This is a genomic window from Sphingobium sp. Cam5-1 (assembly GCF_015693305.1).
In the GTDB taxonomy this organism is placed as follows: domain Bacteria; phylum Pseudomonadota; class Alphaproteobacteria; order Sphingomonadales; family Sphingomonadaceae; genus Sphingobium.
On record NZ_CP065138.1, the window covers coordinates 1369237 to 1385728 of the forward strand.

The 16492-nt window shown below is 61.4% G+C and carries 17 protein-coding genes and 1 pseudogene; 8 read left to right on the plus strand and 10 right to left on the minus strand.

Annotated elements, in window-relative coordinates; all coding sequences use genetic code 11:
• Nucleotides 1-45 precede the first annotated feature (45 nt).
• The 4 genes and pseudogenes from IZV00_RS06925 (at nt 46) to IZV00_RS06940 (ending at nt 2930) form a co-directional block, all read left to right on the plus strand.
• Nucleotides 46-382, plus strand: a pseudogene (locus IZV00_RS06925) (hypothetical protein).
• Nucleotides 383-418: 36 nt separating this feature from the next.
• A complete protein-coding gene (locus tag IZV00_RS06930; RefSeq protein ID WP_196226385.1) occupies nt 419-1084 on the plus strand; it encodes a response regulator transcription factor in 666 nt (221 codons plus the stop codon).
• Nucleotides 1085-1266: 182 nt separating this feature from the next.
• Nucleotides 1267-2571: a sensor histidine kinase gene (locus IZV00_RS06935; protein ID WP_196226547.1), complete on the plus strand. Its 1305-nt coding sequence runs from the start codon at nt 1267-1269 to the stop codon at nt 2569-2571.
• A complete protein-coding gene (locus IZV00_RS06940) occupies nt 2571-2930 on the plus strand; it encodes a YbaN family protein (protein WP_196226386.1) in 360 nt (119 codons plus the stop codon). The genes IZV00_RS06935 and IZV00_RS06940 overlap by 1 nt, the downstream gene beginning before the upstream one ends.
• 7 nt (nt 2931-2937) lie before the next feature.
• Here IZV00_RS06940 and IZV00_RS06945 read toward each other — a convergent pair whose 3' ends face one another.
• Nucleotides 2938-4161, minus strand: coding sequence for a polyhydroxyalkanoate depolymerase (locus tag IZV00_RS06945; protein ID WP_196226387.1), 1224 nt, complete (start codon nt 4159-4161; stop codon nt 2938-2940).
• A gap of 123 nt (nt 4162-4284) precedes the next feature.
• On the opposite strand from IZV00_RS06945, the gene IZV00_RS06950 reads away from it, so the two are divergent.
• On the plus strand, nt 4285-4941 hold the full coding sequence (locus tag IZV00_RS06950) for a glutathione S-transferase (protein ID WP_196226388.1): 657 nt from the start codon (nt 4285-4287) through the stop codon (nt 4939-4941).
• 16 nt (nt 4942-4957) lie between these two features.
• On the opposite strand, the gene IZV00_RS06955 is transcribed toward IZV00_RS06950, so the two are convergent.
• The 3 genes from IZV00_RS06955 to acnA form a co-directional block, all read right to left on the minus strand.
• Nucleotides 4958-5659, minus strand: coding sequence for a glutamine amidotransferase (locus IZV00_RS06955; protein ID WP_196226389.1), 702 nt, complete (start codon nt 5657-5659; stop codon nt 4958-4960).
• A 72-nt stretch (nt 5660-5731) separates the two neighbouring features.
• Nucleotides 5732-5989, minus strand: coding sequence for a CBU_0592 family membrane protein (locus IZV00_RS06960; protein WP_196226390.1), 258 nt, complete (start codon nt 5987-5989; stop codon nt 5732-5734).
• 259 nt (nt 5990-6248) lie between these two features.
• Nucleotides 6249-8918, minus strand: a complete 2670-nt coding sequence (gene acnA / locus IZV00_RS06965) for an aconitate hydratase AcnA (RefSeq protein WP_196226391.1) — start codon at nt 8916-8918, stop codon at nt 6249-6251.
• Between the two features lie 384 nt (nt 8919-9302).
• Between acnA and IZV00_RS06970 the strand changes: the two genes are divergently transcribed.
• Nucleotides 9303-9581 (plus strand): hypothetical protein, encoded by a 279-nt coding sequence (locus IZV00_RS06970; RefSeq protein ID WP_230463325.1) that lies wholly within the window; start codon nt 9303-9305, stop codon nt 9579-9581.
• Between the two features lie 25 nt (nt 9582-9606).
• Here the strand turns inward: IZV00_RS06970 and IZV00_RS06975 are convergent, their stop codons facing one another.
• The 4 genes from IZV00_RS06975 to IZV00_RS06990 all read right to left on the minus strand — a co-directional run bounded on the left by IZV00_RS06975 (nt 9607) and on the right by IZV00_RS06990 (nt 12756).
• The gene (locus IZV00_RS06975; protein ID WP_196226392.1) at nt 9607-9810 is read right to left on the minus strand and encodes a DUF5818 domain-containing protein; all 204 of its coding nucleotides are present in this window, start codon (nt 9808-9810) and stop codon (nt 9607-9609) included.
• Nucleotides 9811-9814: 4 nt separating this feature from the next.
• Nucleotides 9815-10000: a DUF1328 domain-containing protein gene (locus tag IZV00_RS06980; RefSeq protein ID WP_196226393.1), complete on the minus strand. Its 186-nt coding sequence runs from the start codon at nt 9998-10000 to the stop codon at nt 9815-9817.
• A 108-nt stretch (nt 10001-10108) separates the two neighbouring features.
• Nucleotides 10109-11026 (minus strand): copper resistance protein B, encoded by a 918-nt coding sequence (locus tag IZV00_RS06985; RefSeq protein ID WP_196226394.1) that lies wholly within the window; start codon nt 11024-11026, stop codon nt 10109-10111.
• Nucleotides 11023-12756: a copper resistance system multicopper oxidase gene (locus tag IZV00_RS06990; RefSeq protein WP_196226395.1), complete on the minus strand. Its 1734-nt coding sequence runs from the start codon at nt 12754-12756 to the stop codon at nt 11023-11025. Before IZV00_RS06990 ends, IZV00_RS06985 begins: the two co-directional genes overlap by 4 nt.
• A 131-nt stretch (nt 12757-12887) precedes the next feature.
• On the opposite strand from IZV00_RS06990, the gene copC reads away from it, so the two are divergent.
• Entirely contained in the window at nt 12888-13265 is a 378-nt protein-coding gene (gene copC, locus IZV00_RS06995; protein ID WP_196226396.1) for a copper homeostasis periplasmic binding protein CopC, read from the plus strand.
• 20 nt (nt 13266-13285) lie between these two features.
• Here copC and IZV00_RS07000 read toward each other — a convergent pair whose 3' ends face one another.
• Nucleotides 13286-14284, minus strand: coding sequence for a 2-hydroxyacid dehydrogenase (locus tag IZV00_RS07000; protein WP_196226397.1), 999 nt, complete (start codon nt 14282-14284; stop codon nt 13286-13288).
• A gap of 125 nt (nt 14285-14409) precedes the next feature.
• Here IZV00_RS07000 and IZV00_RS07005 point away from each other — a divergent pair, with 125 nt between their 5' ends.
• Complete coding sequence (locus IZV00_RS07005) at nt 14410-14880, plus strand: SH3 domain-containing protein (protein WP_196226398.1); 471 nt, start codon at nt 14410-14412, stop codon at nt 14878-14880.
• Between the two features lie 4 nt (nt 14881-14884).
• On the opposite strand, the gene IZV00_RS07010 is transcribed toward IZV00_RS07005, so the two are convergent.
• Nucleotides 14885-16465 (minus strand): peptide MFS transporter, encoded by a 1581-nt coding sequence (locus IZV00_RS07010; protein WP_196226399.1) that lies wholly within the window; start codon nt 16463-16465, stop codon nt 14885-14887.
• Nucleotides 16466-16492 lie beyond the last annotated feature (27 nt).

The following is a 16492-nucleotide window of genomic DNA, read 5'->3' on the forward strand; positions in this document are numbered from 1 at the left end:
CCGGCACCTGTCACCGCGCTGACGCCACCATTCACCACCTGTTCAATGCTTGTCGCCTATGGCATGCCACATGACGATGAAGCTTAGCAGCCTGATTGCGGGTATGACCGCCATCGCCGCGATGGTGGCCATACCCTCCTACGCTGAGGCCGGTCAGCGTGGCGAGCAGGACGCAGCGCGCCGGGCTATGCTGGACGGGCAGACCATGCCATTTTCCCTCATCAAACGGCGCGTAGATGCCGCGATGGGGGGAGCGACCTACCTTGGCGCGGAATTCAATCCATCCTCCAACCGTTATCGCCTGAAATATGTGAAGGACGGCAAGGTGGTTTGGGTTGATGCGGACGGGCGCACAGGCGATATAACCGGCTGGGCGCACTGACGCGCCAATGGGCAAAATACAAAGAAACGGAGCCATATGCGTCTGCTGATCGTCGAAGATGAACCAAGCCTAGGGCAACAGCTCCGTAATACGCTGGAGGGCGCAGGCTATGCGGTCGACCTCGCTACCGACGGCGAGGATGGCCATTTCCTGGGCACGACGGAAAGCTATGATGCCGTGGTCCTCGATCTTGGCCTGCCCACGATCGACGGACTGACGGTGCTGGACCGCTGGCGCAAGGAGGGGCGAAGCTTCCCGGTGCTGGTACTGACCGCGCGGGACAGCTGGTCGGACAAGGTCGCGGGGCTGGATGCAGGCGCGGACGATTACCTGGCCAAGCCGTTCCAAAGCGAAGAGTTGATCGCGCGGTTGCGCGCCCTTATCCGCCGCGCTTCGGGCAATGCGTCGAGCGAACTGATCGCGGGCGACGTCCGGCTGGACACCCGATCGGGCAAGGTCACGCTAAAGGGCGAGCCGGTAAAATTGACCGCGCAGGAATATAAGCTGCTGTCCTACCTTCTCCACCACAAGGGCAAGGTCGTCAGCCGCACCGAGTTGATCGAGCATATCTACGATCAGGATTTCGACCGCGATTCCAACACGATCGAAGTGTTCGTTACCCGCATCCGCAAGAAGCTGGGCGCGGACGTCATCACGACGATACGTGGTCTTGGCTACAGCCTGGACGAGCCGGGACGCTGATCATTTGGATAGTTCGAATGAGGGACCTGCCTCGTTCGAATGTCAACACCCTCCATTTCCCTTCAAGAAGCTAAAGCCCTGCGACAAGCTAAGGGCGAACGGAGACGGAGGTTCTGGCAGCACCAATGACCGAACCCACCGCCTCTCTCCCGGTTCATTCCACCGGATCGATCAGTCGACGAATGATCGGCATCGCGGCGCTGTGGATCAGCATCCTGCTGCTGGGTGGCGGACTGGCACTCGACCGTGTGCTGTCGCAGGCGATAACACGCAATTTCGATGACGGGCTCAACTATGTGCTGACGGCGATGATCGCTTCGGCCGAGATTGGACCGGATGGCGAAGTGCTGTTCAACCGTCCGCTTGCCGATCAGCGCTTTCTGGAGCCCAATAGCGGCCTTTATTACCAGATCAGCGCCAAGGGACATGAGGACTGGCGTTCCCGATCGCTGTGGGATCGGGCGCTTAGGGTGTTGCCCGAGCATGATGACCGCAGTTTCCACGCCTATGATAGCAAGCAGTTTCCGGGCGAGGACTTGCGGATCATGGAGCGGACCATCGTTCTGCCCGGTTCGGATACGCGCTGGATGTTCATGGTCGCGGCTGCCCGTGCCGGTCTGGACGACCAGATCACCACATTGCGGTCCACACTGACCCAGAGTTTTGCCCTGCTCGCGCTCGGGCTTATCGTGCTTACCACGCTTCAGACCCTTTACGGGCTGCAGCCACTGCGCCGGGTGCGCAAGGAAATCGTCAGGATGCGAGCTGGCGAAAAGAACCGCGTCACCGAACCGATGCCGTCCGAAGTGCTACCCATGGTAGAGGAACTGAACGCCCTTCTCGCCCATAATGAGCGGCAGGCGGAAGAGGCGCGAACCCATGCCGGCAATCTGGCCCACGCGCTGAAGACGCCGCTGACCGTCATCATGAACGCCGCGACCGCGCAATCGGCAGACCTTGGGGAAACCGTCATTCGGGAAGCGACGACGATGCGCAGGCAGGTCGATCACCATCTGGCGCGCGCCCGCGCGGTTGGGCGGCGTGGCGCGGCGCAGAGCCGGGCGGAAGTATGGACAAGCCTGCAAGCGGTCGAGCGCGCCGTCCAGCGCCTCTATCCCGAAGCGCGGATCGACATGGATGGCGACAAGGAGGCGGCCGTCAGGGTGGAGCGTCAGGACCTGGACGAGATGCTGGGCAACCTTATCGAAAATGCGGCAAAATATGGTGGCGGCAGTGTGTTCGCCACGGTTGGCCGCGCCGGATCCATGGTCGAGATACTGGTCGAGGATGACGGCCTGGGTATCCCGCAGGAGGAACGTACCCGCATTTTCGACCGTGGCGTCCGGCTGGATTCCGGAAAGCCGGGCACTGGCCTTGGTCTGGCAATCGTGCGCGACGTCGCGGAAATCTATGGCGGATCGGTGGCGATGGAGGAAAGTGAAGATTTAGGCGGGCTGATGGTACGGCTGCGACTGCCCGCCGCCTGATGAGGCGGGCGCTTTATCTTGCGGCGGGATTTATTTCGCTGGGCCTTGGCGCTCTGGGCATTGCCCTTCCCCTGCTGCCCACGGTGCCCTTCATGATATTGGCGGCATTCTGCTTCGCCCGGTCAAGCCCGGCACTGGAAGCCAGGCTGCTCGATCATCAGCATTTCGGGCCACATATCCGCCGTTGGCGCGACAAGGGCGCGATAAGTCGCCGGGGAAAGAAGGCGGCGCTTGCGGCATTCACGTTCAGCGCAGTGCTCGCGCTGTTCCTGGTGCCTTTCCCTTGGTTCCTGATTCCAGTGGCGGCCGCACTAATTGGCGGAACATGGATATGGTCGCGACCGGAGGGCGACGCTTAACTCTCGGTCAGTTCATCGCCAGGATCATGTTGCGGACCTGCGGGAAGACTTCCTTCTCCCACTTGCTACCGGAAAACACGCCATAATGACCGGCGCCGATTTGCAGGTGATGGCGTTTCAGGTGAGGCCGCAATCCCGTGCAAAGCGCGTGCGCCGCCGCCGTTTGCCCGACCGCGCAAATATCGTCCTTTTCCCCTTCGACCGTCAGCAGGGCGGTCTTGCGAATGGCGCCCGGATTGACGAGTCGACCGCGATGCCTGAGTTCGCCTTTCGCGAGCAGAGTACGCTGAAACACGCGCTCTACCGTCTCCAGGTAAAATTCGGCGGTCATGTCCAGAACCGCGAAATATTCCTGATAGAAATCCTTGATCTTCTCGGCCTCTTCTTCCTTCCCGTCCGCCAGCAGTTGATACAGCTCGCGATGTTGGGCGCCGTGGCGTTCCAGGTTCATCGACAGGAAGGCGGACAGTTGCAGGAAGCCCGGATAGACCCGCCGACCGGCACCGCGATAACGCATCGGCACGGAAGTGATGAGTTGCCTTTCGAACCACTCGATTGGCCGCTCGTTGGACAGTTCGTTCACGACGGTCGGCGCCGCACGCGGGTCGATCGGGCCGCCCATCAGCGTCATGGATCGTGGTGTCGCGGCATCGCCATCTTCGGCCATCAGTGCGACGGCGGCAAAGGCCGGTACGCAGGGCTGGCAAACGGACAGCATGTGTGCGCCCGGGCCAAGCTCCTGCATGAAGGTGATCACATAATCGACATAATCGTCAAAACCGAAGCGCCCTGCCGACAAGGGAACATCGCGCGCGTTCTTCCAATCGGTGATGTAGACATCATGATCGCGCAGCAAGGTCCGCACGGTGCTGCGCAGCAGGGTCGAAAAATGGCCTGACATCGGCGCCACGAGCAGCACGCGCGGCTGCTCCGTTTCCACGTCATCCTTCGCGAAGTGGAGCAGGTTGCCGAAGGGCAGGTCGAGCATCACTTCTTCCCGCACCGCAACAAGAGCATTGCCGCTACGGACTTCGTTGACGCCATAGGCGGGACGCTTGTGCGTGAGTCGGGCACCCTGGAATACATCCATCAACGCGAACATGCGGCGGGGCATCGGCCAATCGGCCATCGGACCCATCTTATCACGGAGATTCAAGGCCAGTTCCGCGCCGAAACGCGCCGGAGCCAGCATGTCTTCCAGAGCCTGATAGCCACTATACAGCATCGTCATAGTATGAACGGCGCCCCAAAATGTTCCCCCGGCCGATTCGGCCGCCACCGTTCGTTATACTGATTTTTGCGTATTGCGCTGCATCATGTTTGATGGAAAACTATAAACATCGGGAGGATCGTCATGGCCGTTGCGGAATTGACCATATCGAGCAAGATCTATTCCTCTTGGTCGCTGCGGGGCTGGCTGCTGTGCCGCCTTGCCGGGCTACGCGTCACCGAGAAGATGGTGGCGCTGGAAAATCTGGAAAACCGCGCTGAGCTTTTGCTGCTGACGCCTTCCGTGCTGGTGCCGCGCCTAACTCACGAGGGCGCGAGCGTTTGGGACACGCTGGCCATCGCGGAATATCTGCATGAACTATATCCGAACGCAGGCATGTACCCCAAGGATCGCATCGCGCGCGCCCATTGCCGTTCGATATCGGGTGAGATCCATTCCGGTTTCGCCAACCTGCGGTCGGCCCTGCCGATGAACCTGAAAGTCCGGCACAAGAAATTCCCGATCTTTTCAGGCGCCAAGCCGGATATTGAGCGGGTCGAGGCGATCTGGACCGAATGCCTTGGCTCCTACGGCGGGCCCTGGCTGTTTGGCGACAGCCCCACGGTGGCGGACGCCATGTTCGCGCCCGTCGTGCAACGGTTCCTGACCTATGCCGTGGCGTTGCAAGGCCCCGCAGCCGCCTATTGCGACACGGTCAACAGCTGGGACCTGATGCGCGAGTGGATCGACGATGCCCGGAAAGAGCCGGATGAGGTCGAGGAACTGGACGTCGAATTCTAAATTCCGGCCCAGCCCGTCAGCCGCTTAACTTCGCCAGCCAATCGCCGATCATCGCACGGCCCGCTGCGACCGCGCCCGGCCCATGTTCATCATGATCACGCCGCAGGGCCACGCCGCACTGTTTGGCGATGTCCAGATCGGCCCAGAAATGGGTCAACCAATCCTCGAAGCGCGGGTCCTCGCCCATCTCGGCATGGAATTGCAGCGCCAGCAGATTGCGGCCCCGGCGGAACGCTTGGTGCGCGTACGCTTTGGTTGAGGCCAGCAGTTCAACGCCGCGCGGCAACTCGAACGTATCGCTATGCCAGTGCAGCACTGGCACGTCCTGAATATGCCGCAAAGGCGAATCCGCGCCAGCGCCGTGCAGCGCGACAGGTGCGAAGCCGAGTTCCATCACCTCACCCGGATAAACGCGCGCACCGAGCGCCGCCGCGATCATCTGGCTGCCCAGGCAGACGCCCAGCGTTGGCAGGTCCTGCTCCAACCGTGCGGCGAGCTTGTCGATCTGCACCGGGATCCAGGGATGAATGTCATGCTCATAAACGCCCATCGGGCCGCCCATCATGATCAGCAGATCGGGCGTACACAAATCCACATGGGCGAATTCGGGGCTGGCGACATCGATCCGCTCAATCTCATAGCCAGCCGCCTCGATCGGCTGGAGAAAACCGGCCGCTCCCTCTCGCGGCACATGACGGACGATCAGTGCTTTTTTCATTGCTGATGAGATGCCTAATAGATCAAACGCGCGCCCGCCACCCCAGCCTTTCTTGAGGAGGCGATAACCCTCCTATCGGCCATCCGCCGTCTTGCCGCGCCAGATCCGCCACAGAGCCGTAAAACCGATAGCGCTCCAGATGATGTTGAGCACCATGGAAGGGATGGCGCCATGCCACCAGGTGTTGAGCACGAAGAATGCTGCGCCGAGCGCGTTCATCCACTGAAAAACCGCTGAACTGCCCGACAATCGCCCCGCCGAGACCAGGATGTAGGCGCCCAGAACGAGAAGCGCGCCGAGCCAGCCGACGAGTTCGATGAAAATTGTCATGCCGACCCTCCGGCGGAACCCTTATCAGCGACTTGGCGAAGGTTGAACGATTTTCGCGCAGAGGCGCAGAGGACGCAGAGGACGCAGAGGACGCAGAGACGCAACGGAATGCGGCAAGTGAGCGTCTGGAAAGAAGGGTGAGCCGGTAAGCTCGAACATTCTCTGCGGCTTCTGCGCCTCTGCGCGAACGATCTTCTGACAAACAAAAGGCTCCCTCCTTACGGAGAGAGCCTTCCTTCTTAGCAATTCTCGTAGTTGATCAGGCAGCCAGCTTACGCAGGACGTACTGCAGGATGCCGCCGTTCATGAAATATTCCAGCTCGTTGACGGTATCGATCCGGCAGAGCGCGGTGAAGGTGAAGGTCGAACCGTCGGCGCGCTTGACGATCACGTCCACATCCTGACGGGGCTTGAGGCCAGCGACATTCTGGATGGTGAAGGTTTCATCGCCGGTGAAGCCGAACGTGTCCTTGCTCTCGCCATTCTTGAACTGGAGCGGCAGCACGCCCATGCCGACCAGATTCGAACGGTGGATACGCTCGAAGCTTTCGACGATCACGGCGCGAACGCCGAGCAGGTTGGTGCCCTTCGCGGCCCAGTCGCGCGACGATCCAGTGCCATATTCCTTACCGCCGATGACGACCAGCGGAGTGCCGTCGGCCTTGTGCTTCATCGCCGCGTCGTAGATCGGCATGACTTCACCGTCATAGCGGGTCATGCCGCCTTCGACGCCGTCCAGCATCAGGTTCTTGATGCGGATATTGGCGAAGGTGCCGCGCATCATCACTTCATGATGACCGCGACGCGCGCCGTAGCTGTTGAAGTCAGCCTGAGCCACCTGATGCTCGCTCAGCCACTTGCCAGCGGGGCTGGTCGCCTTGATCGAACCGGCGGGCGAGATGTGGTCGGTGGTGATCGAGTCGCCGAAGATCGCGAGCGGCTTGGCCTCGACAATGTCGGTGACCGGCGCCGGGGTCATGCTCAGCCCCTCGAAATAGGGCGGGTTGGCGACATAGGTCGAACCGGCCTGCCAGCTATAGGTGGCCGAACCCGTGACGTCGATCGCCTGCCAGTGCGCATCGCCCTTGTAGACGTCGGCATAGCGCGCCTGGAACATCGGGCGGTCCATGCAGCCCGCCATGGTGGTGGCGACTTCGTCATTGGTCGGCCAGATGTCCTTCAGGAACACGTCCTGACCATCCTTGCCCTGACCGATCGGGGTGGTGATGAAGTCCTCGATCACCGTGCCCTTGAGCGCATAAGCAACGACCAGCGGCGGCGAAGCGAGGAAGTTCGCACGAACGTCGGGCGACACGCGCCCTTCGAAGTTGCGGTTGCCGGAGATGACAGCAGCCGCGACAAGGCCGTTTTCGTTGATCGCCTTGCTGATCGGCTCGGCCAGCGGGCCGGAGTTGCCGATGCAGGTGGTGCAACCATAGCCCACCAGGTTGAAGCCGACGGCATCGAGGTGCGACTGAAGACCCGCCTTCTCCAGATAGTCGGTGACGACTTGGCTACCGGGGGCGAGCGAGGTCTTGACCCAGGGCTTGGGCTTCAGGCCCAGTTCGTTCGCCTTCTTGGCGACGAGGCCGGCGGCGACCAGAACGCCGGGGTTCGACGTATTGGTGCAGCTGGTGATCGCGGCGATGGTGACGTCGCCATCGCCAATGTCGAAATCCTTGCCCTCGACCGGAACGCGCTGCTGCGCCTTCTTGTAGACGTTCGCCATGTCGGCATTGAACACGTCATCGACTTCCGGCAGCGAAACGCGGTCCTGCGGACGCTTCGGCCCTGCAAGGCTGGGGACGACAGTGGAAAGGTCCAGTTCCAGCGTGTCGGTGAAGACCGGCTCGACGGCGGGGTCGATCCAGAAGCCCTGCTCCTTCGCATAGGCTTCGACCAGCGCGATATTCTCTTCGGTACGGCCGGTCAGACGCATGTAGTCGAGCGTCTTGTCGTCGATGCCGAAGAAGCCGCAGGTCGCGCCATATTCCGGCGCCATGTTCGCAAGCGTCGCGCGGTCGGCCAGCGACAGCGAGGCAAGGCCGGGACCGAAATATTCAACGAAGCGGCCGACGACGCCCTTCTGGCGCAGCATGGCGGTGCAGGTGAGCACGAGGTCGGTGGCGGTCACGCCTTCCTTCAGCGTGCCGGTCAACTTGAAACCGACGACTTCGGGAATGAGCATGGAGACGGGCTGGCCCAGCATCGCGGCTTCAGCCTCAATGCCGCCCACGCCCCAGCCCAGAACGCCCAGGCCGTTGATCATCGTGGTGTGGCTGTCGGTGCCGACGCAGGTGTCGGGATAAGCGACGGTCGCGCCGCTTTCATCCTGCGACGACCAGACGGCCTGCGCGATATTTTCCAGGTTCACCTGATGGCAGATGCCAGTGCCCGGGGGGACGGCGTAGAAGTTAGCAAGGCTCTTGCTGCCCCACTTCAGGAAGTCATAGCGCTCCAGATTGCGCTGATATTCGATCTCCACATTCTTCTCGAACGCCTTGGGCGTGCCGAATTCGTCGACCATGACCGAGTGGTCGATGACGAGGTGCACGGGAACCTGCGGGTTGATCTTGCTGGCGTCGGCGCCCAGCGCGGTCATCGCATCGCGCATAGCGGCGAGGTCGACGACGCAAGGAACGCCGGTGAAGTCCTGCATCAGCACGCGCGCGGGGCGATACTGGATCTCGCGCTCGGCCTTGCCCTTGTCATTCTGCCAATCGACGATCGCCTTGATGTCGTCGGTGGTGACGGTCACGCCATCTTCGAAACGGAGCAGGTTTTCCAGCAGCACCTTCATCGAGAAAGGCAGGCGCGAAACGTCGCCCAGCTTCGCAGCAGCCTTCTTCAGTGAATAATAGGCAATGTCCTTGCCGCCGACCTTCAAAGTGTCGCGCGTGCCGAGAGTGTCCTGTCCGATGGCGGTCATGAGTCGTGCGTCTCCTCGCAATGCCCGGCCAAGGGGCTAGGAGGATAACGACATTCCGCCGGGAGCCTGACCCGCACATGGGATGACGGGGGGCAAGATGGCGGGATGCGCCCCAACCGATGGCCGAAGCGGGTATGTCCCTTGATGGCCGCCGCCATAGCGACTGCCGTCGCCAAGTCAATGCGAAGGCGCGAAATGGAACGCTCTGGAAATCTTTATTGTAGACGGCGTCCGTGCACGCGGGATACATTGAGGTGTAATCGCGTTCTGGCAGATGGAGCGGATTACCAGGAAATAAAGCGGGTCGCGCGCTCTGACTTAAGTCGTTGTATCGCAGTGTTCTGAAATATCGATGATATTCTTCGCTGGATGAACCGATAAAATATGTCTGAGGAGGAAGAGACGATGCGCCCAGTTTCCAACCTCGTGACCGGCAAGTCATTTGACCCGGCCCTAAGGGGATACATCATCCATTATCATGTCGGGGAAGCCAACCACTGCCCCAGCTGTGGCCGAAGCCAATGGATGGTAGGCCGTCTGATGGCCGAATGTGCCTATTGCGAAACCGCCCTGCCGCTTGAAAATAACCGCGGCGTGGGCGCCTGCGCACGTTTTGTACAGACTCACACGACTGTCCCGCCCGGCGATCCGCTGACCGCCTGAACCGTGATCGCTGCCAACGGACTAATCAAATGGCAGCGACTCCCTCAACCTCCACGGTTTCATCGCCTGCATAATAGCCCTGCACGCGAACGCGCTTTTCAACGTGATCAACAGGGACGCGTAGCAACACGAGCCGGAAAGTTCCGCCCAGATCGCGCTGGAGCAGGAAACCGGCTTCGTCTCGCGTCAGTCTCCCGGTTTCGTCAACTCCAGCGCCAATCTCGATCATGCATTCAATCTATGGCGTTCTTGACCCCTTTTCCAGCCAGCAGGCCGAGAACAAGGAAGATGACGAACAGCGCGATCGCCAGGAAGAAGAGAATCTTCGCAATGCCGACAAAGGTGCCAGCCGCGCCGCCAAAGCCAAGAATGGCCAGCACCGCAGCGATCACCAGCGAAATGATGGCAAGACGGATCATGATGTAATCCTTCGCTATGAATAGATATTGTCTGAACCGATGACGGCGCTAGCCGGTTCCACGGCCGTTAGGGCTGCGATCTATTGCCCTCGCTTCAGAAACGTGCGGTCAGAACCAGAAACGAACGCCCATCACGAAACTGGCGACAGATGCGTTATCCCCACCGGTCCTTGCCATGCGAGCCGTTTCGCCCAGCTTACGCTCCCAGTTCACGCCCGCATAAGGCGCAAACTCGCGGGCGATTTCATAGCGCAGTCGCAGCCCCAATTCGACGTCCGACAATCCCGATCCTATGCCAAGCTCTGGAACATCCTGGGCGGCCAAGTTCAGTTCCGCCGCCGGTTGCAGGATCAGCCGCTGCGTGATGCGCTGGTCATAGCTTGCCTCCAGCCGCAAATGCCCGTCGCCCTTGTTCGACAGGAACGCCTGAGCGCTCACTTCAAACCAGTAGGGAGCAAGCCCATCAACCCCCGCCACCACATAAGTGCGGTCGGGATCGGGGCCGAAGTCCTGCCTCACGCCCGCCTCCAGATTGAACCAGGGATCGATCGCCCGGCTGTAGAGCGCCTGCACCTCCGCATGTTCGAGCCTGCCGCTCGCCTTGCCCTCGCCTTCCGATTTGAAAGCCAGGCGATTGATGTCGCCGCCGATCCAGCCCTCGCCTTCCCAATGATAGGCGTCGGCACCCTTGCCCGCGCGATATTCCAGGCGGTCCAGCATCAGTTTGGAAAAGCGCATGCCGCCGCTTTCCTTGAGCATGGCCGCGCGGGCACGCGCCATTTCAGCCGCGCCGTAGAAGGCATCCGCTGCATGATCCTTGGGCAGTGCTGGCGGCTCTGTTTGAGGGATATCCTGGTCGGCAGCAGGCTCGGCTTTGCTCGCATCGGCTGGGGAATGGGACGAATGATCCTCCACTTGCGGCGTCTGGTCCATGGAGCCATGGTGCATGTGGCTGTGGTCCATCTGCTGCGCCTGAGCAGGTAGCGTGGGAGAAAGCAGCACCAGCGCCGCGAGGGCGAACCTCATGCCGCCGCCCCCTCATGACGCACCGTCACGACGCGCATCATGCCCGCATGCATGTGCATCAGCATGTGACAGTGAAATGCCCAGTCGCCCAAGGCATCGGCGGTCAGGTCGAAACTCACCTTGCCGCCGGGAAGGACGTTCACCGTATGTTTGAGCGGATTATGTTCGTTCGCACCCGTCACGAGTTCGAAGAAATGTCCATGCAGATGGATGGGATGCGGCATCATCGTGTCGTTGATAAGGTTCACCCGCACCCGCTCCATGTGGCGGAACGGGATGGGCTCGGCGCCGTCGGACAGCTTCACCCCATCGAACGACCACATATAGCGTTCCATGTTCGCGGTGAGATGAATGTCGAGCGTCCGGTATGGCGTCCGCCGATCCCTGTGCGGATGCAATGATTTGAGGTCGGCATAGGTCAGCACCCGGTGCGGAACATTTTCCAGCCCCGTCGGCCGGTCAGCGGTTCGGTCCACAGGCATGGGAGAAAGCGTGGCGACGCCCGGCCCCATGCTGACCTGCGGCGCGACGGACTTGTCCCGCATCTTCATGGAATGCCCAGCCATACCTTCATTGGCAGGCTGGCTGAGGTCGATCACACCGCCTTGCCCCATGTCCATCCCGGACATGTCCATGCCCATATCCTTCATGCCCAACAGAGGACGCTCACGTAGCGGCGGCACCTCCGCAACCATGCCGATGCGCGGAGCCAATGTCGCGCGGACAAGGCCAGACCGGTCAATAGCCTCTGCGATCAGGCCATAGGGCTTGGCGTCGACGGGCTGAACCACGACATCATAGGTTTCCGCAATGCCGATCTGGCACTCGTCCGTTTCGACCGGCTGCACATGCTGGCCATCGCACTGCACCACCGTCATCGCCAGTCCCGGCAGTCGGACATTGAAGTTGGTCATGGCCGAAGCATTGATGATCCGCAGGCGCACCCGCTCACCCGGCGTGAAAAGGCCGGTCCAGTTTTCCGCTGTGCCGTGCCCATTGACGAGGAAGCTGTATGTCGATCCGGTCACGTCCGATATATCGGTCGGGTCCATCCGCATCGCGCCCCATTGCAGGCGCTCTTTTGCGGTCTGATCCTTGCCCGCCAGCAGCCCGGCGAGCGTCTGCTTCTGCATGTTGAAATAGCCGCCCATCTGCTTCAGTCGCTTCAGCAGCATATGGGGGTGGATTGGGCTCCAGTCAGACAGGACAATCACATGCTCGCGGTCCGCCTGTACCGGGTCGGCACCGACGGGATCGATGACGATCGGGCCATAATGGCCGACCGCCTCCTGCATGCCCGAATGGCTGTGATACCAATAGGTGCCTGACTGCCGCACGGGAAATTCGTAGGTGAAGGTCTCGCCAGGCTGGATGCCGGGGAAGCTGACGCCCGGCACGCCGTCCATCTGGAAAGGCACGATCAGCCCGTGCCAGTGAATCGACGTATCTTCCTTCAGCCTGTTAGTGACCGATAGCCGGACATTCTGCCCTTCCCTCAACCGGATGAGCGGTGCGGGCAGCGTGCCATTGATCATAACGGCATGCGCTGATCGTCCACCCGTGGAAAAATGCTCTTCGCCGATGGTCAGCGCGATATCTTCGCCGCTCAACACTTCGGAAGTGCGCGTCAAACCCGCAGTGCCGCTTCGCGCCCAGGCAGGGAATAGCGGACTCAACGCCAGAACGCCGCCCAATCCCCGGATCACACCGCGACGGTCAAGGCCGCTCATGATCCCAGCCCCCTTTCCCGAAAGATATATGCCGCACCTTCCAAAGCCTCATGCAAAAATTCATGCCTGTCCTTGCGAGGTCAGGGAAGACGCCCATATCCCGTGACCAATAATTACCGGAGTTCAGCACGATGCGCCCTACCCTGTTCGCCTCCGCCCTTATGTTGGCCGCCACACCCTCTCTGGCAAGCGCGCAACCAAAATTGCTGTCCTCCACCCCTGCGGCCAACGCAACCGTCAGCAAGCCTGCAAAGCTCAGCCTGACCTTCTCCGAAAAGCTAATTCCGACTTCGAGCGGCGTCGATCTGATCATGACAGGGATGCCGGGGATGGCCAGCCACGCGCCCATGCCGATCAAGGGCTTCAAGACATCGATCGAAGGGGATGGCAGGACCCTGACGGTCACCCTCCCCCGCGCCTTGCCGGTGGGCAGCTATAACCTCAACTGGCATGTGGCTGGCGTCGACCAGAACAAGATTGCAGGGAAATACAGTTTTACGGTCAGGTAGGCCCTGCTGCTGCCTGCAATCTAGACCCAGCCTTCCAGCACCTGATTGGGCGGGCGGTGTCCGTCGGCCCAACTGCGGATGTTGGCGATCACGCGGGCGCCGGTGGCGTCCCGTCCCTCGAAAGTCGCCGACCCCATGTGCGGCAGCAACACCACGTTGGACAGCGCGAGCAGGCGCGGGTCGACCGCTGGCTCATGCGCATAGACGTCCAGCCCGGCTCCGGCGATTCGCCCTTCCGCCAGCGCCGAGATCAACGCAGGCTCGTCGGTGATTTCCGCGCGGGAGGTATTGATGAGATAGGCATCCGACCGCATCAGCGCGATGCGCCGGGCGTCGATCATACCCCTGCTGTCGGCATTGAGCGGACAGTTGATCGACACGATGTCGCATTCGCTCAGCAGCGTATCGACATCCGCGTGCCATGTGGCGTGCAGCTCCTGCTCGACCTCGAAGGGCAAGCGATGGCGGTTATGATAGGCGATCGACAGACCGAAGGCCGTCGCACGCCTTGCGACCGCCCGGCCGATCCGACCCATGCCGATAATGCCCAGCTTCTTGCCGCCGATGCGGTGGCCCAGCATGCCGGACGGGCTCCAGCCGGACCATGTGCCTGATCGCACCAGCTTCTCACCTTCGGCGAGCCTTCGGGGTACGGACAGGATCAACGCCATCGTCATGTCGGCGGTGTCTTCAGTCAGGACGCCGGGCGTATTGGTGACGATAATGCCCTTCCGCCGCGCCGCGCTGAGGTCAATATGATCGACGCCGCTGCCGAAGCTGGCGATCAGTTGCAGACGTTCGGGCGCAAGGTCGATGAGGGCCGCGTCGATCTGATCCGTCACAGAAGGCACCAGCACGTCGCATTGCGCCATCGCCCGGGTCAACGCCGTGCGGTCCATGGGCACGTCGCCCACATTGAACACCGTGTCGAACAGTTCGGCCATCCGTGCCTCGACATTGGGAGGCAGGCGGCGCGTCACGACGACGCGCGGCTTGGCGGGACGCGGTTTCTTGGCCATGATCAGCCGCTATTCCTGGCGATGGCGGTGGTCAAGCGCTTATGGCACAGGTCCAAGACAATGGTTGTCGGGCGCATCGGCCCGACGCTATAACCGGCTGTCACTTCAAGGGGAAAAGATCGGGGATGAAGAGGTATTTGCCTCAAGCGGGAATCGTCGCTGCCGCGCTGTGGTTTGCCAGCGGCACATCAGCGGCGCCATCCAAACCCGTCCCCTACTGGGCCTCGCTCAGCCAGGACGAAGCGCGCATGCGCGTCGGCCCCAGCCTGGATTATCCTTCAAGCTGGGTCTATCGCCGCCGCGACTTGCCGGTGAAGGTGGTGCAGGTGCTGGGCTTGTGGCGCAAGATTGAGGATCCGGCTGGCACGCAGGGCTGGATGCACGTCCGGCTGCTCAGCGACACGCCGACCGCCATCGTCACCGCATCGGTCGCGCCCATGCGGGATTCCGCGCGCGAAAGCGCACGCACCGTTTTCCGCGCGGAAAAGGGCGTGGTCGGTCGGTTGTCATCCTGCAATGATGGCTGGTGTGGCTTCGACGTCGGGGGTCAGCGCGGCTTCATCCGCGCCACCGACATTTGGGGCGCGACCTCCTGACGGTTCAGGCCGGTTTGTCGCTTGCACGATCGACTATGGCGAAGCTATCCCGCTGCGCCTCAGCCTCCGCGCCCTCTTCGCCGCCTAGCTTATCGGCATGCATCAACCGCTTCACCAGCGGCGCGATGGCCATGACAACCACGCCGATACCGATCGACCACCAGCCGATCTCGCCATAGACGCTCAGCACGCCGTCCCTCGATGCCGCGCCTTCCGTGCCGCCCGTGGCAGCCGCGATCATCCCGGCGACATATTCGCCAAGCGCCATCGCGAGAAACCATATCCCCATCATCAGGCCGATCATCCGGGACGGCGCGAGCTTCGACATGGCCGACAGACCGACAGGGGAAAGGCACAGTTCGCCCAGCGTATGGCAAAGATAGAGAAGGAAGATGAACAGGATCGGCGTCAAGGCCCCAGGCGCGCCAGCCCCCGCCACCAATATCAGAAACCCCGCCCCAACCAATATGAGCGCCAAACCGAACTTGGCAGGGGTAGATGGTTCCCGCCCTTTCTTCGCCAGCGCAATCCACAAGGCTGCCATGATCGGCCCGAAGATCAGAATATAGGCGGCATTGACCGACTGGAACATCGAAGCGGGCACTTCAAAGCCGAAGATATTCCTGTCCGTATATCGGTGGGTAAAGAGGCTGAGCGAAGACCCCGTCTGCTCATACAGGCCCCAGAATAGCGGATTGATCACCAGCAGGAACAGCGCCGCCAACATGCGATCTCGCCCGATCCGCTCCATCCGGCCGAACGCTTCCCACAATATGTAGATCACCATCAGGGCACTCGCGCCCGCCAGCATCCATCCCACGACCGCATGCTGCTGGATCAACAGCCAGCACAGCAGAATGGAAAGAAGGCTGGACAGATAAACCAGCCATTCCCGGCTGATGACGCCGCCGACCCGCTCCGCTAGTCGCGCCGGATCGGGCGGCTCTCCCCTGCCCTGCAACAGCGGCTTGCACAGCACAAAGCCGATGACGCCCGCGATCATTCCGACAGACGCCGCGCCAAAGCCCCAGTGCCAGCCCCAGCGCTGTCCCAGATAGCCGCAGATCACCGGCCCGATCGTGGCGCCGACATTGATGCCCATGTAGAAAATCGTATAGGCCGGATCGCGCCGCATATCGTCGCGCGGATAAAGCTGACCTACCATTGCCGACACGCTGGCCTTCAAAAATCCGGTGCCGACGATCACCGTCGCAAGGCCCAACCAGAAGAGGCCGAGTCCCATGCTGTTCGCCGCCCCGTCCGCCTCCATGCCCAGGATGATGTGCCCGGCGGCGATGACGATGCCACCGAACAGCACCGCCTTGCGCTGCCCAAGATAACGGTCAGCCAGATAGCCACCCATCAGCGGCGAAATATAGATCAGCGACATATAAGCGCCGTAAGAATGGGCGGCGTCACGATCCGAAAACAGGAAATGCTGCGTCAGGTAAAAGATCAGCAGAGCCCGCATGCCGTAGAAGGAAAAGCGCTCCCACATTTCGACGAAAAACAGCAGGAAAAGCCCGCGCGGGTGGCCAAGCCATGTCCTGCCCGAAGCGGGCGTCATAGGTGATGCGGTCGCCATCCGTTTCCCGTCCGGACCAAGGTGATA

What these genes read in the sequence shown, in the direction of transcription:
- IZV00_RS06940 (WP_196226386.1), top strand. Translation starts at nt 2,571, where the DNA reads ATGAGGCGGGCGCTTTATCTTGCGGCGGGATTTATTTCGCTGGGCCTT.
- IZV00_RS06945 (WP_196226387.1), bottom strand. Translation starts at nt 4,161, where the DNA reads ATGACGATGCTGTATAGTGGCTATCAGGCTCTGGAAGACATGCTGGCT.
- IZV00_RS06950 (WP_196226388.1), top strand. Translation starts at nt 4,285, where the DNA reads ATGGCCGTTGCGGAATTGACCATATCGAGCAAGATCTATTCCTCTTGG.
- IZV00_RS07000 (WP_196226397.1), bottom strand. Translation starts at nt 14,284, where the DNA reads ATGGCCAAGAAACCGCGTCCCGCCAAGCCGCGCGTCGTCGTGACGCGC.
- IZV00_RS06955 (WP_196226389.1), bottom strand. Translation starts at nt 5,659, where the DNA reads ATGAAAAAAGCACTGATCGTCCGTCATGTGCCGCGAGAGGGAGCGGCC.
- IZV00_RS06970 (WP_230463325.1), top strand. Translation starts at nt 9,303, where the DNA reads ATGTCTGAGGAGGAAGAGACGATGCGCCCAGTTTCCAACCTCGTGACC.
- IZV00_RS06980 (WP_196226393.1), bottom strand. Translation starts at nt 10,000, where the DNA reads ATGATCCGTCTTGCCATCATTTCGCTGGTGATCGCTGCGGTGCTGGCC.
- IZV00_RS06935 (WP_196226547.1), top strand. Translation starts at nt 1,267, where the DNA reads ATGATCGGCATCGCGGCGCTGTGGATCAGCATCCTGCTGCTGGGTGGC.
- IZV00_RS06990 (WP_196226395.1), bottom strand. Translation starts at nt 12,756, where the DNA reads ATGAGCGGCCTTGACCGTCGCGGTGTGATCCGGGGATTGGGCGGCGTT.
- IZV00_RS06985 (WP_196226394.1), bottom strand. Translation starts at nt 11,026, where the DNA reads ATGAGGTTCGCCCTCGCGGCGCTGGTGCTGCTTTCTCCCACGCTACCT.
- IZV00_RS06930 (WP_196226385.1), top strand. Translation starts at nt 419, where the DNA reads ATGCGTCTGCTGATCGTCGAAGATGAACCAAGCCTAGGGCAACAGCTC.
- IZV00_RS07005 (WP_196226398.1), top strand. Translation starts at nt 14,410, where the DNA reads ATGAAGAGGTATTTGCCTCAAGCGGGAATCGTCGCTGCCGCGCTGTGG.
- copC (WP_196226396.1), top strand. Translation starts at nt 12,888, where the DNA reads ATGCGCCCTACCCTGTTCGCCTCCGCCCTTATGTTGGCCGCCACACCC.
- IZV00_RS06975 (WP_196226392.1), bottom strand. Translation starts at nt 9,810, where the DNA reads ATGATCGAGATTGGCGCTGGAGTTGACGAAACCGGGAGACTGACGCGA.
- IZV00_RS06960 (WP_196226390.1), bottom strand. Translation starts at nt 5,989, where the DNA reads ATGACAATTTTCATCGAACTCGTCGGCTGGCTCGGCGCGCTTCTCGTT.
- IZV00_RS07010 (WP_196226399.1), bottom strand. Translation starts at nt 16,465, where the DNA reads ATGGCGACCGCATCACCTATGACGCCCGCTTCGGGCAGGACATGGCTT.
- acnA (WP_196226391.1), bottom strand. Translation starts at nt 8,918, where the DNA reads ATGACCGCCATCGGACAGGACACTCTCGGCACGCGCGACACTTTGAAG.